This is a genomic window from Catenulispora sp. GAS73 (assembly GCF_041262085.1).
Taxonomy (GTDB): domain Bacteria; phylum Actinomycetota; class Actinomycetes; order Streptomycetales; family Catenulisporaceae; genus Catenulispora.
In genome coordinates this window covers 356,116-373,531 of the sequence record NZ_JBGCCM010000002.1, presented here as the reverse complement: position 1 = coordinate 373,531, position 17,416 = coordinate 356,116, and the positions used below count along the sequence as shown (strand labels likewise).

At 70.4% G+C, this 17,416-nt stretch carries 15 protein-coding genes and 2 tRNA genes; 9 read left to right on the top strand and 8 right to left on the bottom strand.

Annotated elements, in window-relative coordinates:
* From ABH935_RS04235 to ABH935_RS04225, 3 genes are all read right to left on the bottom strand, one after another.
* Positions 1 to 969, bottom strand: a complete 969-nt coding sequence (locus ABH935_RS04235) for a carbohydrate ABC transporter permease (RefSeq protein ID WP_370376410.1) — start codon at positions 967 to 969, stop codon at positions 1 to 3.
* A 2-nt stretch (positions 970 to 971) separates the two neighbouring features.
* Positions 972 to 2,291 carry an ABC transporter substrate-binding protein gene (locus tag ABH935_RS04230; protein ID WP_370376409.1) on the bottom strand — a complete coding sequence of 440 codons (1,320 nt, stop codon included), beginning with the start codon at positions 2,289 to 2,291 and terminating at the stop codon, positions 972 to 974.
* A 227-nt stretch (positions 2,292 to 2,518) separates the two neighbouring features.
* Positions 2,519 to 4,513 carry a DUF5107 domain-containing protein gene (locus tag ABH935_RS04225; RefSeq protein ID WP_370376408.1) on the bottom strand — a complete coding sequence of 665 codons (1,995 nt, stop codon included), beginning with the start codon at positions 4,511 to 4,513 and terminating at the stop codon, positions 2,519 to 2,521.
* A gap of 121 nt (positions 4,514 to 4,634) precedes the next feature.
* On the opposite strand from ABH935_RS04225, the gene ABH935_RS04220 reads away from it, so the two are divergent.
* Together ABH935_RS04220 and ABH935_RS04215 are read left to right on the top strand one after the other, a co-directional pair.
* Positions 4,635 to 5,420 (top strand): DeoR/GlpR family DNA-binding transcription regulator, encoded by a 786-nt coding sequence (locus tag ABH935_RS04220; RefSeq protein ID WP_370376407.1) that lies wholly within the window; start codon positions 4,635 to 4,637, stop codon positions 5,418 to 5,420.
* Between the two features lie 111 nt (positions 5,421 to 5,531).
* Positions 5,532 to 6,338, top strand: coding sequence for an SIMPL domain-containing protein (locus ABH935_RS04215; protein WP_370376406.1), 807 nt, complete (start codon positions 5,532 to 5,534; stop codon positions 6,336 to 6,338).
* Between the two features lie 40 nt (positions 6,339 to 6,378).
* Here ABH935_RS04215 and ABH935_RS04210 read toward each other — a convergent pair whose 3' ends face one another.
* Entirely contained in the window at positions 6,379 to 7,011 is a 633-nt protein-coding gene (locus ABH935_RS04210) for an NUDIX hydrolase (RefSeq protein WP_370376405.1), read from the bottom strand.
* Positions 7,012 to 7,102: 91 nt separating this feature from the next.
* Between ABH935_RS04210 and ABH935_RS04205 the strand changes: the two genes are divergently transcribed.
* From ABH935_RS04205 to ABH935_RS04180, 6 genes are all read left to right on the top strand, one after another.
* A tRNA-Thr gene (locus tag ABH935_RS04205) sits at positions 7,103 to 7,175 on the top strand.
* 78 nt (positions 7,176 to 7,253) lie between these two features.
* Positions 7,254 to 7,327, top strand: a tRNA-Met gene (locus tag ABH935_RS04200).
* Between the two features lie 109 nt (positions 7,328 to 7,436).
* Positions 7,437 to 7,601: a 50S ribosomal protein L33 gene (gene rpmG / locus ABH935_RS04195; RefSeq protein ID WP_194892873.1), complete on the top strand. Its 165-nt coding sequence runs from the start codon at positions 7,437 to 7,439 to the stop codon at positions 7,599 to 7,601.
* A gap of 177 nt (positions 7,602 to 7,778) precedes the next feature.
* The gene (locus ABH935_RS04190; protein WP_370376404.1) at positions 7,779 to 8,246 is read left to right on the top strand and encodes a MaoC family dehydratase N-terminal domain-containing protein; all 468 of its coding nucleotides are present in this window, start codon (positions 7,779 to 7,781) and stop codon (positions 8,244 to 8,246) included.
* Entirely contained in the window at positions 8,243 to 8,671 is a 429-nt protein-coding gene (locus ABH935_RS04185) for a MaoC family dehydratase (RefSeq protein WP_370376403.1), read from the top strand. Before ABH935_RS04190 ends, ABH935_RS04185 begins: the two co-directional genes overlap by 4 nt.
* A 113-nt stretch (positions 8,672 to 8,784) precedes the next feature.
* On the top strand, positions 8,785 to 9,849 hold the full coding sequence (locus tag ABH935_RS04180) for a UDP-N-acetylmuramate dehydrogenase (protein ID WP_370376402.1): 1,065 nt from the start codon (positions 8,785 to 8,787) through the stop codon (positions 9,847 to 9,849).
* 253 nt (positions 9,850 to 10,102) lie between these two features.
* Here the strand turns inward: ABH935_RS04180 and ABH935_RS04175 are convergent, their stop codons facing one another.
* The 4 genes from ABH935_RS04175 to ABH935_RS04160 all read right to left on the bottom strand — a co-directional run bounded on the left by ABH935_RS04175 (position 10,103) and on the right by ABH935_RS04160 (position 16,368).
* Positions 10,103 to 12,670: an ArnT family glycosyltransferase gene (locus ABH935_RS04175; protein ID WP_370376401.1), complete on the bottom strand. Its 2,568-nt coding sequence runs from the start codon at positions 12,668 to 12,670 to the stop codon at positions 10,103 to 10,105.
* Positions 12,667 to 13,953: a glycosyltransferase gene (locus tag ABH935_RS04170; RefSeq protein WP_370376400.1), complete on the bottom strand. Its 1,287-nt coding sequence runs from the start codon at positions 13,951 to 13,953 to the stop codon at positions 12,667 to 12,669. Before ABH935_RS04170 ends, ABH935_RS04175 begins: the two co-directional genes overlap by 4 nt.
* Positions 13,954 to 14,194: 241 nt before the next feature.
* On the bottom strand, positions 14,195 to 15,640 hold the full coding sequence (locus ABH935_RS04165) for an ATP-binding protein (protein WP_370376399.1): 1,446 nt from the start codon (positions 15,638 to 15,640) through the stop codon (positions 14,195 to 14,197).
* A gap of 8 nt (positions 15,641 to 15,648) precedes the next feature.
* Positions 15,649 to 16,368 carry a response regulator transcription factor gene (locus ABH935_RS04160; protein WP_370376563.1) on the bottom strand — a complete coding sequence of 240 codons (720 nt, stop codon included), beginning with the start codon at positions 16,366 to 16,368 and terminating at the stop codon, positions 15,649 to 15,651.
* Positions 16,369 to 16,654: 286 nt separating this feature from the next.
* On the opposite strand from ABH935_RS04160, the gene ABH935_RS04155 reads away from it, so the two are divergent.
* Positions 16,655 to 17,323 (top strand): TetR/AcrR family transcriptional regulator, encoded by a 669-nt coding sequence (locus ABH935_RS04155; RefSeq protein ID WP_370376398.1) that lies wholly within the window; start codon positions 16,655 to 16,657, stop codon positions 17,321 to 17,323.
* The last annotated feature ends 93 nt before the right edge of the window (positions 17,324 to 17,416 follow it).

Here is a 17,416-nt window from a genome sequence, read left to right as displayed (position 1 = left end):
TCAGTACTCGACGGGGTCGCGGCGCAGCAGCCTGCGCAGCACGACCGTGAAGACGACCACCAGGAACAGGCTTACCAGCGCGGCGGCCGTGGCCAGGCCCAGCTGCGGCGTCGAGGCGGTCGGGAAGGCCTCGATGTAGACGTACATGGCGGTGTTCCAGGAGTCCGACGGCGGCTGGGAGCCGCTGCTGCCGCCGTACATCAGGATCAGCTCGAAGATCTTCACCGAGCTCACCGTCCACAACACCGCGCACACCGAGATCACATCCCAGCACATCGGCAGAGTGACGTGCCGGAAGCGCTGGAAGGCGTTGGCGCCGTCGAGTTCGGCGGCCTCGTAGAGGTACTCCGGGATCTGGTCGACGGCGGCCATCAGGATCGCGGTGTAGTAGCCGGTGGCCGTCCACACCAGAGTGCCCAGGATCATCGTCTGCAGGTGCTCGGTGGCCAGCCACTGCGGCGGATGGCTCCAGCCGAGCGCTTCGAGGGTCTTGTTCACCGGGCCGGTGGGGGAGAACAGGACGCCCGCGGCGATGCCGAACACCATCGCGTTCACCAGGCACGGGAAGAACAGCACCGAGCGGGCGAACAGTTTGCGGTTCATCTCGCGCAGGATCAGCATCAGCGCGAAGGCGAACGCGAAGGTGAGCAGGCCGCCGACGAGGAGGATCTTCAGCGTGTTGGTCAGCGAGTGCCGGAAGATCGGGTCCTGCCACAGGGTCTGGTAGTTCTTCAGACCCCGCCACTTCTTCGGGCCGATACCGTCCCACTTGTAGAGGCTGGTCCAGGCCGCGTAGCCGACCGGGACCAGGAACAGCACGACGTAGATCAGGACGGCCGGCGTGGTGAACGCCCAGAACATGCGGCGCCGCGAACGCTCCAGCGGGGCCGCGCCGACCGGGGGACGCGAGGCGGACCCGCCCCGGGCGCGGCGCGTCCGGGACGAGTCCTGAATGGTGGCGGTGCTCATGGTCAGCTCTGGCTCTTCCAGAACGAGACCTGCGCGGACTTCATCTTGGAGACGAAGGTCGCGGCGTCGATCTTGCCGTGCCAGAAGTCCAGGTAGTTCTGGTTCCAGACCTTGGTGGTCCAGTCGCCGGCCACGCCGTCGAAGGTGAGGCGCAGCTTGGGCGCGTTCAGGGTCTTCTGCACGTCGGCCAGCTCGGCCGGGGCCGGGATGTCGGTGCGCGGCGTGATGTTGCCGGCCTCGGTGGAGATGCCGGACAGCGTCTTCTTCTGCAGGAAGTAGGCCATGAACTGCTCGGCCTGGCTGACGTTCTTCGCGTTCTTGGTCAGCGCGAAGCCGAAGACCATCGAGTCCGGCTGGGTCGCGCCCGGCGGGAGCATGAAGCCGTACTTCCAGGTCGCCGGGATCTGCTTGGCGACCTCGGCGGTGACCCAGTTGCCGTTCATCAGGAACCCGGCCTTGCCGCCGGCCCAGTTGGTCTGCTGCGCCGGGTACTTCGTGGCGGTGTAGGTCGGGATGATGTAGCCGCCCTTGACCAGTTGCTCGACCTGCTGCGCGGCCTTGAGCACGGCCGGGTTGTCCCAGCCGGCGCCGGTCTTGTCGGTGGCCAGGTCGTTGAAGTTCACGCCGCCGGCGTTGAGCAGGTAGTCGAACCACAGGCCGTTGGTCCACGAGTCCTCGCCCTCGGAGGCCAGGCACGGCTCGCTCTTCGCCTTCAGGGCGTCGCAGACCTTGATGAAGTCGTCCCAGGTGGCCGGCTGCGAGGTCATCGCGGCCGAGACGGTCGGGTCGGCGGAGTTGTAGAAGACGCCCGCGGTGCTGGCCTCGTACGGGACCACCCAGTGCTGGCCGCCGTCGGGGTCCTTGGGCAGCGAGTCGAAGTACTTCGACGGGATCGCGTCGGAGACCTTCTCGTTGTCGGTCGGGATGGTCATGCCCAGGACCGCCGAGAGGTCCTTGGCGTTGCCGTTCTGCGCCGCGGCGCCGTAGATGACGTCCGCGCCCTCGTCCCACATGTCCGGCGCCTTGCCCGCGGCCATCGCCGGGCCGATCTTCTTGGCCACGTCGCGGCCGGTCCACTCGACGTTGACCTTGATGCCGGTGTCGGCGGTGAACTGGGTGATCGCGGCCTGGATCACCTTGGCCTGCGGCTCGTCCTGCCGCCACATCGACCAGTAGCTGAAGCTGCCGCCGGACTTGCCGGAGCCGCTGGAGCCGGACGAGGAACTGCTCTTGCTGCTGGAACACGCGCTCACACCGACCGCGAGGACGGCGGCGGTGGTTATCGCCAGGAGCCGGGGACCCCGGCCGGTGCTGCTGCCCATTTCGTTTCCTCCGAAGGCTGATCACTCGGGGTGCTGGGAGGAGACAGTAGGGCGCCGCTCGCGTGAACTACAAGCATTCTTTGCAAGATTTCTTCTGGTGATGCGAGATTGAGATATCTGATTGCAGAGGCTCGCAGGAAGTTGCAAAAATTGCGAGAAACGGCGGCGCAAGGCCGCTGCGCAGCTGTGAGCTGGGATGGAGTCGAGGGTCCCGAGGAAGGAAGCTGCTACAGCTGGCGGACGCTGTAGTCGTAGCTGCACGGCAGCGGGTGCTCTTCGCGCAACCGCTGTGACACGACCGGACCGAGCCCGCCGGCCTGCCGGGAGTGGAACTCCCACCACATGTCCGACAGCGGGTCCTCGCCCTCGCGGACGTCCTCGACGACCAGACCGGTCTCCAGGATCCGGCGCGCACGCACCAGATCGCCGGCGTCCAGGGCGGCGCGGCACTCCAGCATCAGGATCCGCCCGGCGAAGCGGTCGGGCTCCTTGAGCCGGTCGACGATGTCCAGTGCCTCGGCGGGGCGCTTGGCGGCGATCAGGGCGCGCAGCGTCTCGATGGTGAGCGGACGCAGACGCGGTGAGAGCTGCCAGGCGCGCAGATAGCGGTCGGCGGCCTCGCCGGGGCGGCCCTCGGACTCGTCGAGGATCGCCAGATTCCGGTGCGCCCACGCGGTTTCCGCCTGGGCCATGGACTGCTCCCACGCCTCGCGCGCGCCGGTCAGGTCGCCGGCGTGGTAGCGGTTCACGCCCAGATGCAGCCAGGTGAACCAGGTCGCGTGCGCGGGGTCGGAGGTGGCCTTCTCCAGCAGCGCGCGCCAGACCGGGCCGACCGCGTAGGACGACGGCGGCAGCGCCGGGGCCGGCGTCGGCATCTGGCCCTTGCGCACCAGCGAGAGCCAGGACTGCTGGTCGCGGCCGATCGTGGCGTCGGGGAAGGGCGTGCCGGGCAGGTTCAGCGCGCGGTTGCGGCCCAGGGCGCGGCGCTCCAGGGCGCCCCAGCCGGTGCCCGGGTGCAGGACTTCCTCCGGCGGCTTCTCGGCCAGCGCGGTCATGGTCGCGAGCTCTTCGTCGAGGCGGCTCGCGGGCAGCAGATCGGCGAGCGCGGCGGCCGCGGCTTTGGTGGCGTCGGGCCATTTCGCGCCGTGGACCTTGTCGGGATCTGCCTGGAGCAGGCCGTACGCCTCGACCCACGACCACGACTGGCGGCCCGGGAGCCGCAGGTGCTCCAGCTGGGTGCGGGCCAGGCCGGCCTGGATCTCGAAGTACTCGTGGCGCGGGCCGGACAGCCAGTCCTGCCAGTTGCGGCCGCCGGACCCGGTGCCCCAGTGGAAGAGCTTGCGGCCGCGCATCCGGTCGGTCGAGGTCTGGAAGAGCCCTGATCCACTCGCGTCGACGGCGGCGATCCAGCGGCGTTCGCCGTCCGGGATCTCGGCGAAGTAGTCGGCGCCGTAGTCGATGCGGCCGGGGTAAGAAGTGTCGGCATCTCGCCAGCGCGGGAACGGGATGCGGCGCATCTTGCCGGTGTAGGAGAAGTGGTACGCCGAGGTCGCGGGCATCAGCGCGCGGGAATCAGGGGTCTGTGATACGGCGGCACTGCTCCACCAGTAGACCGGCGCGTCCTCCGGGAAGGGGTTGTGGACGCGGACGTGGACCAGCAGGACCGGGGAGCCGTCGGGCAGGTAGCAGTCGAGCTGGTAGACCAGGCGGCGCTGGCGCTCGTACTCGTACATGCGCAGGACCGGCGTGCCGTCGTCCCGGGTGAGGCGCACGGCGTGCATCGGAGAACAGGTGAGGGCGGTGTGGCCGAAGGTGCCGAGGTTCCATTCGACGCCGCCGGCGAACCAGGCGTTGCGCAGCGCCAGGTTGGCGAGCTGGAGCTTGGGCGGAAAGTGCAGCAGCTCGCGGCCGGTCGGCCGGTGGCGCAGGGATATCAGGCGGCCGCCGTAGCCGAGGAGGAACTCGGCGCGCAGCAGGTCGTTCTCCAGCACCGCCGTGACCAGCTCCCGGTCGGGGGTCTCGCGGGTGTAGCCGTCCTGGAAGGTGTAGGGGAGCAGGGATTCGACGTGGCCGTAGCCGAGGTTCGTGACCATCTCGGCGTCGGCTTCGGAGACATCCAGGCCGCCGCGCGGGTCCGCGAGCTTGCGCAGCGGCGGGAGCGGGTTCTCCGGGCCGAGCGCGGCCACGGGCAGGAGCGCGGAGGCCAGGCGCAGGACGCTCAACCGACGGCCCCCTAGGATTTGGCGCTGATAGGTCTACACCTTGCAGGATCGCTTCAGTGTGCCAGAAAATCTTGCAAGGAAGGTCACGATCTCAGCATGGAGTGAGCGGAAGGAGCTTTGCGTGAACCGCTATGAGCGCTGGAGCGTCCTGTTGGAGATGCTCGCCGAGCTGGGCAAGCTGGAGATCGAGGAGACCGCGGAGAAGCTGGGGGTCTCGGCGGCCACTGTGCGACGGGACTTCGACGAGCTCGCCGCGCAGCAGTTGCTGTCGCGAACACGCGGCGGCGCCACGGCGCATAGCGTCTCCTACGACCTGCCGCTGCGCTTCAAGGTCGCGCGGCACGCCCCGGAGAAGCAGCGCATCGCCTCGGTCGCGGCTGGCATGGTCGCGGTCGGCTCGACGGTCGGCATCAACGGCGGCACCACCGCGACGGAAGTGGCGCGTGCGCTGGCGACGCGTGCGGACCTGGCGGGCGAGCAGCGCGGCCCGGCGGTGACGGTGGTGACGAACGCCCTGAACATCGCCCAGGAACTGGTGGTCCGGCCCTACCTGCACGTGGTCGCGACCGGCGGCGTCGGCTCGCCCAAGTCCTACGAGCTGGTCGGCCCGGTGGCGGCGGCGATGCTGGAGCGCGTGGCCCTGGACCTGGCCATCCTCGGCGTGGATGCGCTTGACGCCGAGCATGGGGCGAGTGCCCACAATGAGGCGGAGGCGACGGTGAACCAGACGCTGGCATCGCGCGCGCGGCACGTGGTGGTGGTCGCGGACTCCTCGAAGCTGGGGCGGCGGGCGTTCGCGCGAATATGCCCGATCTCGGATGTGACGACGCTGGTGACGGATGGGGACGCGCCGGAGGAGATGGTGGCGCGCTTCACGGAGCTGGGGGTACGGGTGGTGCGGGCTTAGGGGTGGGGAAGCAAGCCGGCAAGCCAGCAAGCTTTGCGCGCCCGCCGAGCCGCCGAGCCTGCCGATCCTCCCGTGCGGGAACCGAACCTAGATCGGCCGCATCCAACGGCCATGGACCTCAATCTCAGCATCACCCGCCGCACCCTCGTGGTCGGCGTCGCGACCCTGCTCGCCGCCGGCGGTGCGGTCGCCATCGGGATGTCCGGCGGCAGTTCGGCGCCGGACGCCAATGCCGCGCCCTTCCGTTCCGAGCTCGTCGCCAACGGCACGCCGGTGGCGCCGGACGCGTTTCCCGGCATCACGGTTCAGGGCACCGGGAAGGTGACCGGGACGCCCGACACGCTCATCCTCACGTTGAGCATCACCAAGGACGCCTCGGATGTCAGCTCCGCGATGAACGGTGTCTCCGCGACGATGGGCGCCGTGCAGTCCTCGCTGACCGGCAATCACGTCGCCGCCGCGGACCAGAAGACCTCCGGGCTGAACGTCGGTCCGCAGTATGAGAATTCGAGTGGTAAGCCGACGGTCAGCGGATATCAGGCTTCGGAGAACCTGACCGTGACGCTGCGCGATCCGAAGTCGGCGGGCACGGTCATCGCCGCGGCGACGACGGCCGGCGGGAACGCCACCCAGATCTCCGGATTGTCGACCGATCTGCAGAATGACTCCGGTCCGCTGGAGCAGGCCCGGGACGCCGCCTTCAACGACGCCAAGGCCAAGGCCCAGCAGTACGCGAAGTCGGCGGGGCGCACTCTGGGCCAGGTGGTGCGGGTCGAGGAGAACGACGCCAACCCCACCCCGACGCCGGTCAACTTCGCGCCCTCGGCGGCCGGGGCGGCGCCGGCGAACCCGGTGCCGATCCAGCTGGGCAGCACTGATGTCACGGTGCAGGTGACCGTGGTGTTCAGCTTCGCTTGAGCCGTTCGGCCGCCCGCCGTTCGGGTCGGCTGGTGGTGTCCTACTTCCGCTCGGCCAGCACCCGCAGCAGCCCGACCAGCGAGGAGGACGTCGCGATCTGCCCGGCGTCGATCAGCCCGAGTACCTCGTCCAGCGGAATCCACGCCACCTTCTCTGCCTCGTTCTCCTCCGTCGGCTCCCCGACGTACTCGGCGCCGAACGCGCGGAACAGGCGGTACTGCGTCCGCAGCATCCCGCCGACCGGGTGAAAGGACAGCAACGGTGTGACTTCGCTCACCCGCCAGCCGGTCTCCTCCTCGACCTCGCGGCGCGCGGCGTCCGCCGGGTCCTCGCCCTCCTCGATCAGGCCGGAGGGGATCTCCCAGACCCACTTGTCGATCGCGAAGCGGTGCCGCCAGATCAGCAGCACCTCCTCGCGCCCGGCCTCGGTCCTGGTGACCACGCAGCTGGCGGCGCTACGGGTGCGGATGACGTGGTGCTCGAAGCGGGTGCCGTCGCCGAGTTCTACGTCGGCCATGAGGACGTCCACCCAAGGGTTCTCATACACGGCCCGCTCGGAGTGCACGGTCCAGTGACTCCGACTGCGCGCAGGGGGTGCGGCGGGGGCGTCGGGGGTGTCGCCGCGGGCGTCGTCGGGTGTCTCGTGAGACGGCATCGGCTCAGGCTCTGACATGCGGCTGAGCGTAGTGGACCGGGGTCGCGACACGGCGTGCCGAAACCCGATTTCGCGCCTGGCCCAAGACCGTGTAACTTATTCCCTGCTCGCCCCTTTAGCTCAGTCGGCAGAGCGTCTCCATGGTAAGGAGAAGGTCTACGGTTCGATTCCGTAAAGGGGCTCAGGTCACACCGGGGGTCCGGTGGACACGAAAGGGTGAAAGCCCGTGTCCACCGGACTGTTCCGGTAGTTGATCGAGTGGCGGTGTAGCTCAGCCTGGTAGAGCAAGCGGCTCATAATCGCTGTGTCGCCGGTTCAAGTCCGGCCACCGCTACGCATCTGGCAAAACCCTCAGCCCTGCAAGGTACTCTTGCAGGGTTGTCCATCGTGAGGGCCGACCTGGGAAGGTCCGGAGCCCTTGAGAAGTAGAAAGAGGCACCCCAGTGGCTGCTGTCGACGTCCGGCCGAAGATCACCCTCGCGTGCACCGAGTGCAAGCGGCGCAACTACATCACCAAGAAGAACCGGCGCAACGACCCGGACCGTCTTGAGCTGAAGAAGCACTGCCGCTGGTGCAACAAGCACACCCCGCACCGCGAGACCCGCTAGTCCGCCAGGCTCCGCGCCCGGCACGCAGCCGGGCGCCGCTCAGAGCCGCTCCAGCGTCGCGCCAGGCCCGTACTGCCGGGTCACGCCTCGCGGCCTGTAGTTTTGGACCGCCCCGCCGACTCCCGATCACGGAGTGGGCGCGGGCGGTTTCTTCGTATCCAAGGAGGCACAGCGACGATGGCGCTGGACGTCGGTTTCATCGGCCGTACCTATCCGCCCACGGCGGTGTACGAGGTCGGCCGCGAGAAGATCCGCGAGTTCGCCGACGCGATCGGGGATCCGAACCCGGTCTACCGCGACCCGGCGGTGGCCCAGGACCTCGGGCACCGCGACGTGCTCGCGCCGCCGACCTTCCCGATCGCCATCACCTGGCCGGCCGCGACCGTCATCATCGAGGACCCGGACCTCGGCCTGGACTTCAGCCGGGTGCTGCACGGCGAGCAGCGCTTCGTGCACAACCGGCCGATCTACGCCGACGACCAGCTGACCGCGACCGTGATCATCGAGGACATCACCGAGCGGATGGGGCAGGGCTTCCTGAGCACCCGCACGGAGCTGAACACCGTGGACGGCGAGCTGGTGGTGACCGGCTTCTCCAAGCTGGTCGTGGTCGGAGCCGGCGCGGGCGAGGGGGAGCAGGCGTGATCAAGTTCGCTGACGTCGCGAAGGGCGACGTGCTGCCCGCGCAGACGTTCCCGATCCGGCGCGTCGACCTGGTGAAGTACGCCGGCGCCTCCGGCGACTTCAACCCGATCCACTGGAACGAGCGATTCGCGCAGTCGGTCGGGCTGCCGGACGTCATCGCGCACGGGATGTTCACGATGGCCTCGGCGATCCGCGTGGTCACCGACTGGTGCGGGGACCCGGGGATGGTCGTGGAGTACCAGGTCCGGTTCACGAAGCCGGTGGTGGTGCCGGACGGCGTGGACGAGGAGTCCGGGGCGCGGCTGACGGTGACCGGGAAGGTCAGCGCGGTCAACGAGGACGGGACGGTGCGGGTCGACCTGGTCGCGACCAGCGAGGGCGAGAAGGTGCTGGGGCTGGCGCGGGCCGTGGTCCGGCTGCCCTGACAGCCCTGCCAACGCCCTGACCTGCCCTGTCCGAACAGTTCGGACCCCGTGATGATCGTTCGGAGACTGAGATGGCGCGCCCGCCGGGCCCGGCACCCGGTAGCGTGTCCCTCATGCTCGAACAGGCCTCGGCACCCCTCGCGCCCCTGACCACCCTGCGTGTGGGCGGACCGGCGCGGCGCATGGTGACCGCGACCACGGAGCAGGAGATCGTCGAGACCGTCAAGGACTGCGACCGCCGCGGCGAGCCGCTGCTGATCCTGGCCGGCGGCTCCAACCTGCTGATCGGCGACGACGGCTTCGACGGCACCGTGCTGAAGATCGCGCACACCGGCGTGACGAAGCAGAAGACGTGCTCGGGCCTGCGCCTCGGCGTCGCGGCCGGCCACGACTGGGACGCCTTCGTCGCCGAAGCGGTGGACCTCGGCGCGGTCGGCGTCGAGGCCCTCAGCGGCATCCCCGGCTCGGCCGGCGCCACCCCGATCCAGAACGTCGGCGCCTACGGCCAGGACGTCGGCCAGACCATCGCCTGGATCCGCGCCCTGGACCGCGAGACCGGCGACATCCGCGGCATGCAGTCCCGCTGTCTGGACTTCGGCTACCGCGACTCGGTGTTCAAGCAGCACCCGGGTAAGTACGTGGTGCTGACCGTCTGGTTCGGCTTCGACCCCCCGGCCCCCTCGGAATCCGAGCGCCTGTCCGCCCCGATCCGCTACGCGGAACTGGCCCGCGCCCTCGGCGTCGAGGAAGGCGACCGCGCACCGCTCGCACAGGTCCGCGAAACCGTGCTGAAGCTGCGCGCCGCCAAGGGCATGGTCCTGAACGCAGAGGACCACGACACCTGGTCGGCGGGATCGTTCTTCACGAACCCGGTCCTCGACGCCGCAGCCTTCGACGCCCTGGCCGCCCGCGCGACCGTGGCACCCCCGCGCTTCCCGGCCCCGGACAACCAGGTGAAGACCTCAGCAGCCTGGCTGATCGAGCAGGCGGGCTACCCGAAGGGCTACGGCGCCGGCGCGGCGACCCTGTCGACGAAGCACACCCTGGCCCTGACCAACCGCGGCGACGCGGCGGCCGCCGACGTCCTGCGGCTGGCGCGCGAGATCCGCGACGGCGTGCGCGACCGGTTCGGGGTGGAGCTGGTGCCCGAGCCCGTCTTTGTGGGCGCTGATCTGTAGCTTCGATGACAGGGGTTGATCGCAAGTAAGCGATCGATCACTGCATATCGGGCGATATCGGGCGAACGCCGCGCCCACGGGAGACCGCTTCGCTGAAACGCCCGCGCCCCCAAACGCTGCTCCCCAGGACGCACCGCTGCGCGCCACACTCCTACGGCATTCAGGCAGCGAGTCCTGCGTACGCGAGTCGGCGGGTGAGTGGGCCGTACCCCACTCACCCGCCGAGCTTGTGTCCCTCCTTACGGGGCGCGCCTTACGAGGTGGGCGCCGTCAGGTCGTAGATCGTCACGCCGTCGATGGTCTGGGCCTTGTAGTGGGCTGCGACCCAGGTGCTGATGGAGGTACCTTCGTCGGCTCCGCCGTTGGCGCGCATGCCGATGCCGCCGCCGATGTAGTAGTGGATCTTGTGTTGGGCGACGTCCGCCTGGAACTGGGCCAGGGTCGGGGAGGGGTCGGAGCCGTTGAAGCCGCCGATGGCCATGACGGCGTCGCCGGTGCCGAGCTGGTAGCCGGAGGCGTTCTGGGCGCCGATGGCCGCGGCGACCCAGGTGTAGCTCGACGCGTTCTGCTTCAGCAGGGCCAGGATCTGGGCGCCGGGCTTGCTGCCGTCGAGGAAGTTGTTCATGCCGCCGGCGCCGCCCGCGGTTCGGGTGCTGCCGCCGGGGACCTGGGTGGTCGTGCCGCCCTGGGTGCCGCCGAGTGGGTTCTGGCCGCCAGTGCCGCCGCCCGTGCCGGTGCCGCCGGTGCCGCCGGTGCCGCCAGTTCCACCGGTACCGCCGCCGAAGCCACCGGTACCACCAGTGCCGCCGCCGAAGCCGCCGGCCGGCGGGGTCTGCCCGGTGCCGGTCTGGCCGGTCTGGCCGGTCGTGCCGCCGGTGCCACCCGTGCCGCCGCCCTGGAAGCCCGGGAACGTGCCGGTGAAGTGCCGCCCGGTCCGGCCACCGCCGCCGAAGCCGCCGCCCGGACCGCCGAAGCCCTGGCCGGCCGGTCCGGCCGACGGGATGGAGCCGCTGTGGCCCTGGCTCGTCGTGGCCATGGCGTACGCCGCCGGGCCCAGCAGCACCGCACCGACGCCGATGGTCACCGCGGCCAATCGCAGAGCCCTGTTACGGGGAGCCTCGACGGCGGGCTGAGCGGCGGGGCCGGTAGCGGAAGTGGTAGCAGGATCCTGCGAAGAGTCGTCCGCCGCGGCACCCGCGGCACCTTCGTCGGGCACCCAACCAGGCTGCCCGACCGGCGCCGAAGTTGTGGCAGAAGCAGCCTGCGCACCCTTCCGCAGCCAACCCGGTCCGGCCAGCAGCAGCACCGTCCCGACCACACCGGCGACCGCGATCAGATACCGCAGCCACGAGTACCAGTCCGGCGTCTGCCCCAGCAGGTGGAACGACCACCACGTGGTCACGCCCACCGCACCGGCCAGCCCGATCCGCGCCAGCGGCTCGGCCCGCCGCGCCCACACCATCCCGCCGCCGATGCCGAGGGTCACCGCGATGAGCGGCGCCAGCGCGATCGTGTAGTACGGGTGGAAGATGCCCTTCATGTAGCTGAAGACCGCGGCCGTGCTCACCAGCGACAGCCCCCACGCCAGCAGCGCGGCCCGCGCGTGGTCCGTGCGGCGCGCCCGGCCGGCGGCCCACAGACCGAAGACGAACAGCACCAGCGCGGCCGGGATCAGCCAGCTGACCTGGCTGCCGATCTCGGAGTCGAACATCCGGCCGATGCCGGTGCCCGAGCTGAAGCCGCCGGGGCCGCCGCCCCGCCCGCCGCCGGTCCCGCCGGGCGGGGCGAACGTCCCACCGGCGCCCGCCGCGCCCGTAGCGCCTGTGACGCCCGTCGTGCCAGCGGCACCCGCGGCACCCGCCGCACCTCGCGCCGCACCGCCGCCGAACCCGCCGCCGACGCTCCCGGTCTCGTTGCCGGTCAGCCGGCCGAAGCCGTTGTACCCGAACGTCAGGTTCAGGAAGCTGTTGTCCTGCGAGCCGCCGATGTAAGGCCTCGAACTCGCCGGCCACAGCTGCACGATCGCGACCCACCAGCCCGCGCTCACCACGATCGCCAGCCCGGCCGCGCCGATCTGCCACAGCCTGCGCAGGAACCTGCCCGGCCCCAGCGCCAGATACACGGCGGTCAGCGCGGGCAGGATCAGGAACGCCTGCAACGTCTTCGTGAGGAACCCGAACCCGATCAGCGTCCCGGCCAGCACCAGCCAGCGCGTGCTGCCGTGCTCCAACGCCCGCACCACCGCGTAGACGGAGACCGTCATCAGCAGCACCAGCAGCGCGTCGGGGTTGTTGAACTTGAACATCAGCACCGCGACCGGCGTCACCATCAGCGCGGCCGCCGCGACCAGCCCGGCCGCCGCGCCGATCGTCGCGGTGTGCGTCCGGCTGAGCACCCGCTTCACCGCCGCGTAGACGACGCCGCACGTCGCGACGCCCATCAGCGCCTGCGGCGCCAGCATGGTCCAGGAGTTGAAGCCGAAGATCCGGCCCGAGATCTCCATGATCCACAGCGAGGCCGGCGGCTTGTCCACGGTGATCGAGTTGCCGGCGTCCAGCGAGCCGAACAGCATCGCCTTCCAGCTCTTCGTGCCGGCCTGGACCGCCGCGGCGTAGAACGAGTTGGCCCAGCCGGAGGACGACAGGTCCCACAGATACAGGACCGCCGCGGCCACCAGCAGGCCGAGCAGGCTCGGCCGGGCCCAGCGCGGGTCGGACTCGGGGCCGCGCCAGAAGCGCGTGAAGCGCCCGGTGCCGCCGGCCGCCGTGGACGGCGAGCCGATCTGGTATCCGACGTCTGACGTCGGGGACAAGGTGCTCATGACAGCTCTCCAGAAGTCTGACCCGCCCGCACCGGGGATTCGTGATCGGCGGACGTCAGGGGATGGTGCCTCGGGTGGAAGACCCAGGCGCGGAGCAACACGAAACGGGCCAGCGTCGACAGGCCGTTGGCGACGACCAGCGCCGCCAGTTCCGTGATGCGGGAGGGATGGTGCACGGCCGCGTTGACCCCGGCCAGCGTCCCGGTCGACAGCACCAGGCCGATGCCGAAGGCGACGAGGCCCCCGATCTGGTCGCGCAGCGCGTTGCGGCTGCCGGTCACGCCGAAGGTGAAGCGGCGGTTGGCCGCCGTGTTCGCGACCGCCGTGACGGCCAGCGCGACGGCGTTCGCCGCGAAGGCTCCCATCGGCGCGCGCAGCAGCACGTAAAGCAGCAGATAGGCCAGCGTGGACAGCACTCCGATGGTCGCGAACACCGGGATCTGCCACTTCAGCCCGGGCGGCGGATCGGCCGCCAGCACCCGGGCCCGGACCGGCGCGCCGGACGAGGACCGCAGCGAGGCCTTGGCGACCCGCCACATGCCCCGCAGGTCCGCCTTGGCGGTCTTCACGATGTCGACCCGCGAGTCCGGGTCGTCGATCCAGTCCACCGGCACTTCGTGGATCCGCAGCCCCGAGCGCTCGGCGAGCAGCAGGAGTTCGGTGTCGAAGAACCACTCCTCGTCCTGCACCCGGGGCAGCAGCGCCTGGACCACCTCGGTCTTGGCGGCCTTGAACCCGCACTGCGCGTCCGAGAAGCGCGCGGCCATCGTGGTGCGCAGCAGGAAGTTGTACGTGCGCGAGATGAACTCCCGCTTCGGACCCCGCGCCACGGCGCTGCCGCGGGCCAGCCGCGAGCCGATGGCCAGGTCCGAGTGCCCGCTGAGCAGCGGGGCCACCAGCGGCAGGAAGGCGTTCAGGTCGGTGGACAGGTCGACGTCCATGTAGGACACGACGTCGGCGTCGGAGGTGGACCACACGGCACGCAGCGCGCGGCCGCGGCCCTTGAGGTCCAGATGGACCGCCCGCACCCCGCTCAGCTCCCGAGACAGCCGGGCGGCGACCGCCCACGTGCCGTCGGTCGAGGCGTTGTCGGCCACAGTGATCCGGAAGGGATAGGGCAGGTTCTCGACGAGGTAGCGGTGGAGTCTGCGCACGCTGGCCTCCAGGACGTGCTGCTCGTTGTAGACGGGCACCACGACCTCGACCAGCCGTCTGCGCGGCCCACCCGCCGCCCCGGTGCCGGCGTCCGGCGGTTCGCGGTCGGTGAGAGCGGTTGCGTTCATGCCCTCGACGCTCGCGGCGCGGCGTGGGAGGGGAATGAGGCTTCGATGAAGCACTGATGAGAATGGGCGCGGCGCTGGTCGGAGGTGTGAGCGTCTGTTGACAAACCTGAGATCGTCAACGGAACGCGGAGCGTCGGAACCACGGCGCGGTAGCCGTGATTCCGACGTGGCGGTCACTCGATCAGACCCGTCCGACTGCGGACGGTAGCGCCAATGATGACAAAGCCCTGATTGCTTCGTATCAGGCCTCGGAGGTTCCGGGCAGAAACAGTCGCGCGATGGTTCCGGGGCCGTCGTACGGCTTCTCGAAGGCGATGATGCCCCCGGACTCGCGAGCGGCGCGGGCCGCGATCGCCAGCCCGAGACCGCTGCCGGGCATGGCGCGTGCCGTGGGGGAGCGCCAGAAGCGCTCGAAGACATGCGGCAGCTCCTCCGGCGGGATGCCCGGTCCGCGGTCGCGCACGGTCAGCGAGCCGTTGGCCAGCCGCACCTCCACGGCCGCCCCCGGCGGCGAGAACTTCACCGCGTTGTCGAGCAGGTTCACCACCGCGCGCTCCAACGCCGCGCCGTCGCCGTGCGTGGTCCACGGATGCAGATCGTCGATGATGGTGACCGGGGCGTCGCGCGCGGCGCCGCGCGGGCGGACGCGCTCCACGGCGCGCGCGGTGACCTCGTGCAGCGCCACCGGGGCCGTGACGGACATGGCCTGCTCCGGGCGCGACAGCTCCAGCAGGTCGGCGATCAGCACCGTCAGCTCGCGCATCTGCGTGCGGGCGCCGGTGAGCAGTTCGGTGCGCTTGCCCTCGGGCAGCGGCCGGCCGGACTCCTCGGAGCGGATCAGCAGGTCGATGGCGGTGCGCAGGGACGTCAGGGGAGTTCGCAGTTCGTGGCCGGCGTCGTCGACGAGGCGCTTCTGCTCGTCCCGGGACGCCTGCAGGGCCGCGGTCATCGAGTTGAAGGACTCCGAGAGCCGGGCGATCTCGTCGTCGCCGGACACCGGCATCCGGACCGACAGGTCCTCGGTGCGGGCGACGTGCTCGACCGCCGAGGTCAGCTCGTCCACCGGACGCAGTCCGGCGCGCGCGACCAGCAGGCCCGCTGTAGCGGCGCCGCCGACGCCGATCAGCGAGACCACGATCAGCAGCCAGGCCAGGCTGCTCAGGGAGTCGTCGATGGGGCCGTAGGCCTGCGACTTCAGGAAGACGCCGGGGTGGAACGGGTCGGGATTGGCCACGACCTCGACGCGGACTTTGGCGCCGGTGGTCGTGACCCCGTCGCGCCAGGTCCCGTGGCCGGGTGGGGCGTTCATCACCTGCAGGTCGCTGGCCTGCCCCTTGACCGCTGTGGAGCCGGGCAGGGGGCAGGTCTGCTGCCCGTCGTAGAAGGTGACGCCGACCGCCGGCGGCGGGTAGTTGTTGGGATCGATGTGCGCCGGGTCTGTCGCGTCCGCCGCGCCGGTCGTGTCCGCCGGGCCCCGGATGTGACAGGGGGACTTGTTCGGGTCCCACCCGCCCGCGGGGTCGCCGAAGTGCAGGCCGAAGCCCGGATCCCGGCTGCCGGCGATCGCGCTGTCCATCTGGCCGTGGAGCCGGTCCCGCACCGCGACGTAGGAGACGAGCGCCACCGCGCCGATCGCGATCGCCACGGCCACGGCGCTCATGATGGCCAGCCGCGACCGCAGGGGCATGCGTCGCCTCATCGGCGCGCGCCGGAGGCCGTGCGCAGTGCGTAGCCGACCCCGCGCACGGTCTGGACCAGGCGGGGGAGGCCGTCGAACTCGGTCTTCTTGCGCACGTACATGACGTACACATCCAGGGAGTTCGAGGCGGGCTCGAAGTCGAAGCCCCAGACCGCGCGCAGGATCTGCTCGCGGGTCAGCGCCTGGCGCGGGTGGGACAGGAACATCTCCAGGAGCAGATACTCCGTCCGGGTGAGTTCGATCAGCTGGCCGGCGCGGGTCACCTCGCGGGTGAGGGTGTCCATGCGCAGGTCTTCGTACTCCAGGACGTGGTCGCCGTGGCCGGCCGCCCCGGGGGCGGCCTCGGTGCCCTCGACGGTGAGCGCGCCGCGCCGGAGCAGCGCCCGGACCCGGGCCAGCAGCTCGTCGAGCTCGAAGGGCTTGGCCAGGTAGTCGTCGGCGCCGGCGTCGAGGCCGGCGACCCGGTCCCCGGTCAGGTCCCGGGCGGTGAGCATCAGGACCGGCAGGTGCGGGTCGGCGGCGCGCAGCCGGCGGCAGGCGGTGAGCCCGTCCATGCCGGGCATCAGCACGTCCAGCACGACCAGGTCCGGCCGCCCGCGTTCGACCTCGGCCAACGCGGCGCGGCCGTCGTTCGCGGTGCGGACCGCGTACCCCTCGAACTCCAGGCTGGAGGCGAGCACGGCGCGGATGCCGGGCTCGTCGTCGACGACGAGGATCTCGGGGGTGCTCTGTCCCGCCGGGGACCCGGCGGGACCAGCGAGGAAGGGCGTGGGAGAGCTCACGGCGACCACTATCGGCGGGGTGGATGAGGAACGTCTGAGAATCCGTCAGGAGAAGTATGAGAGGTTTTCGGCTCCCCGACCACGGGTTCTCAGCCACCGCGGCACGGTGTTCCGGGGGGCGCGCACGTCGAGGTCGACTCCGCGTTCGCCTGCGGCGAGTCGCGTTCGGGTTCCGGCCGTGGGGTTGCGAGCTTGATTAGTGACTGCTAACTTACTTCCCATGAGCCCCCGCATGAGTGCCGACGAACGACGCGACCAAGTGGTGCGAGCCGCGGTCGCCGAGTTCGCCGTCCGCGGGCTTGAGGGCACCTCGACCGGCGACATCGCCAAGCGGGTCGGGGTGTCGCAGCCCTACCTGTTCCGACTGTTCCCGACCAAGCGCGATCTGTTCATCGCCGCCGTGCAGTACGGCGCGACGCAGGTGCGCGACGTGTTCACCAAGGCGGCTGAGGGCAAGTACGGGCACGCCGCACTCGCCGCGATGGGCGACGCCTACCAGAACCTGCTCATGGAGGACCGCCTGGTGCTGAACATGCAGCTCCAGCAGTTCGCCGCCTGCCACGACCCGGAGGTCCAGGCCGCTGTGCGCGGCGCCATGCAGAGCCTTTGGCAGCACATGGAGAACCTCTCGGGCGCCCCGGTCGGGGTCCGCGTGGACTTCCTGGCCAAGGGCATGCTGTGCAACGTGATCGCCGCGATGGGCCGCGACAACGTCGAAGACCCGGAGTGGCAGCCGATCCTCAACGTGCTGCGCGACGACACCGCCGTCGCCGCCGACACGGCCGAGGAGCTCGACGCGGAGGCCGCGAAGGGGCGCTCGGACGAGCGGTCCGGCAGCCCGGCCGAGCCCGAGTACGCGAACTACATCGCGAAGGCGTTCACCGACTGAGCTGACCGGGCCGGCGGGAACGCCGACCGAGCCACCGCAAGGCACCTTCAGCGCCACCCGTTTGTCCAGCGAAGTTAGTGACTGCTAACTACC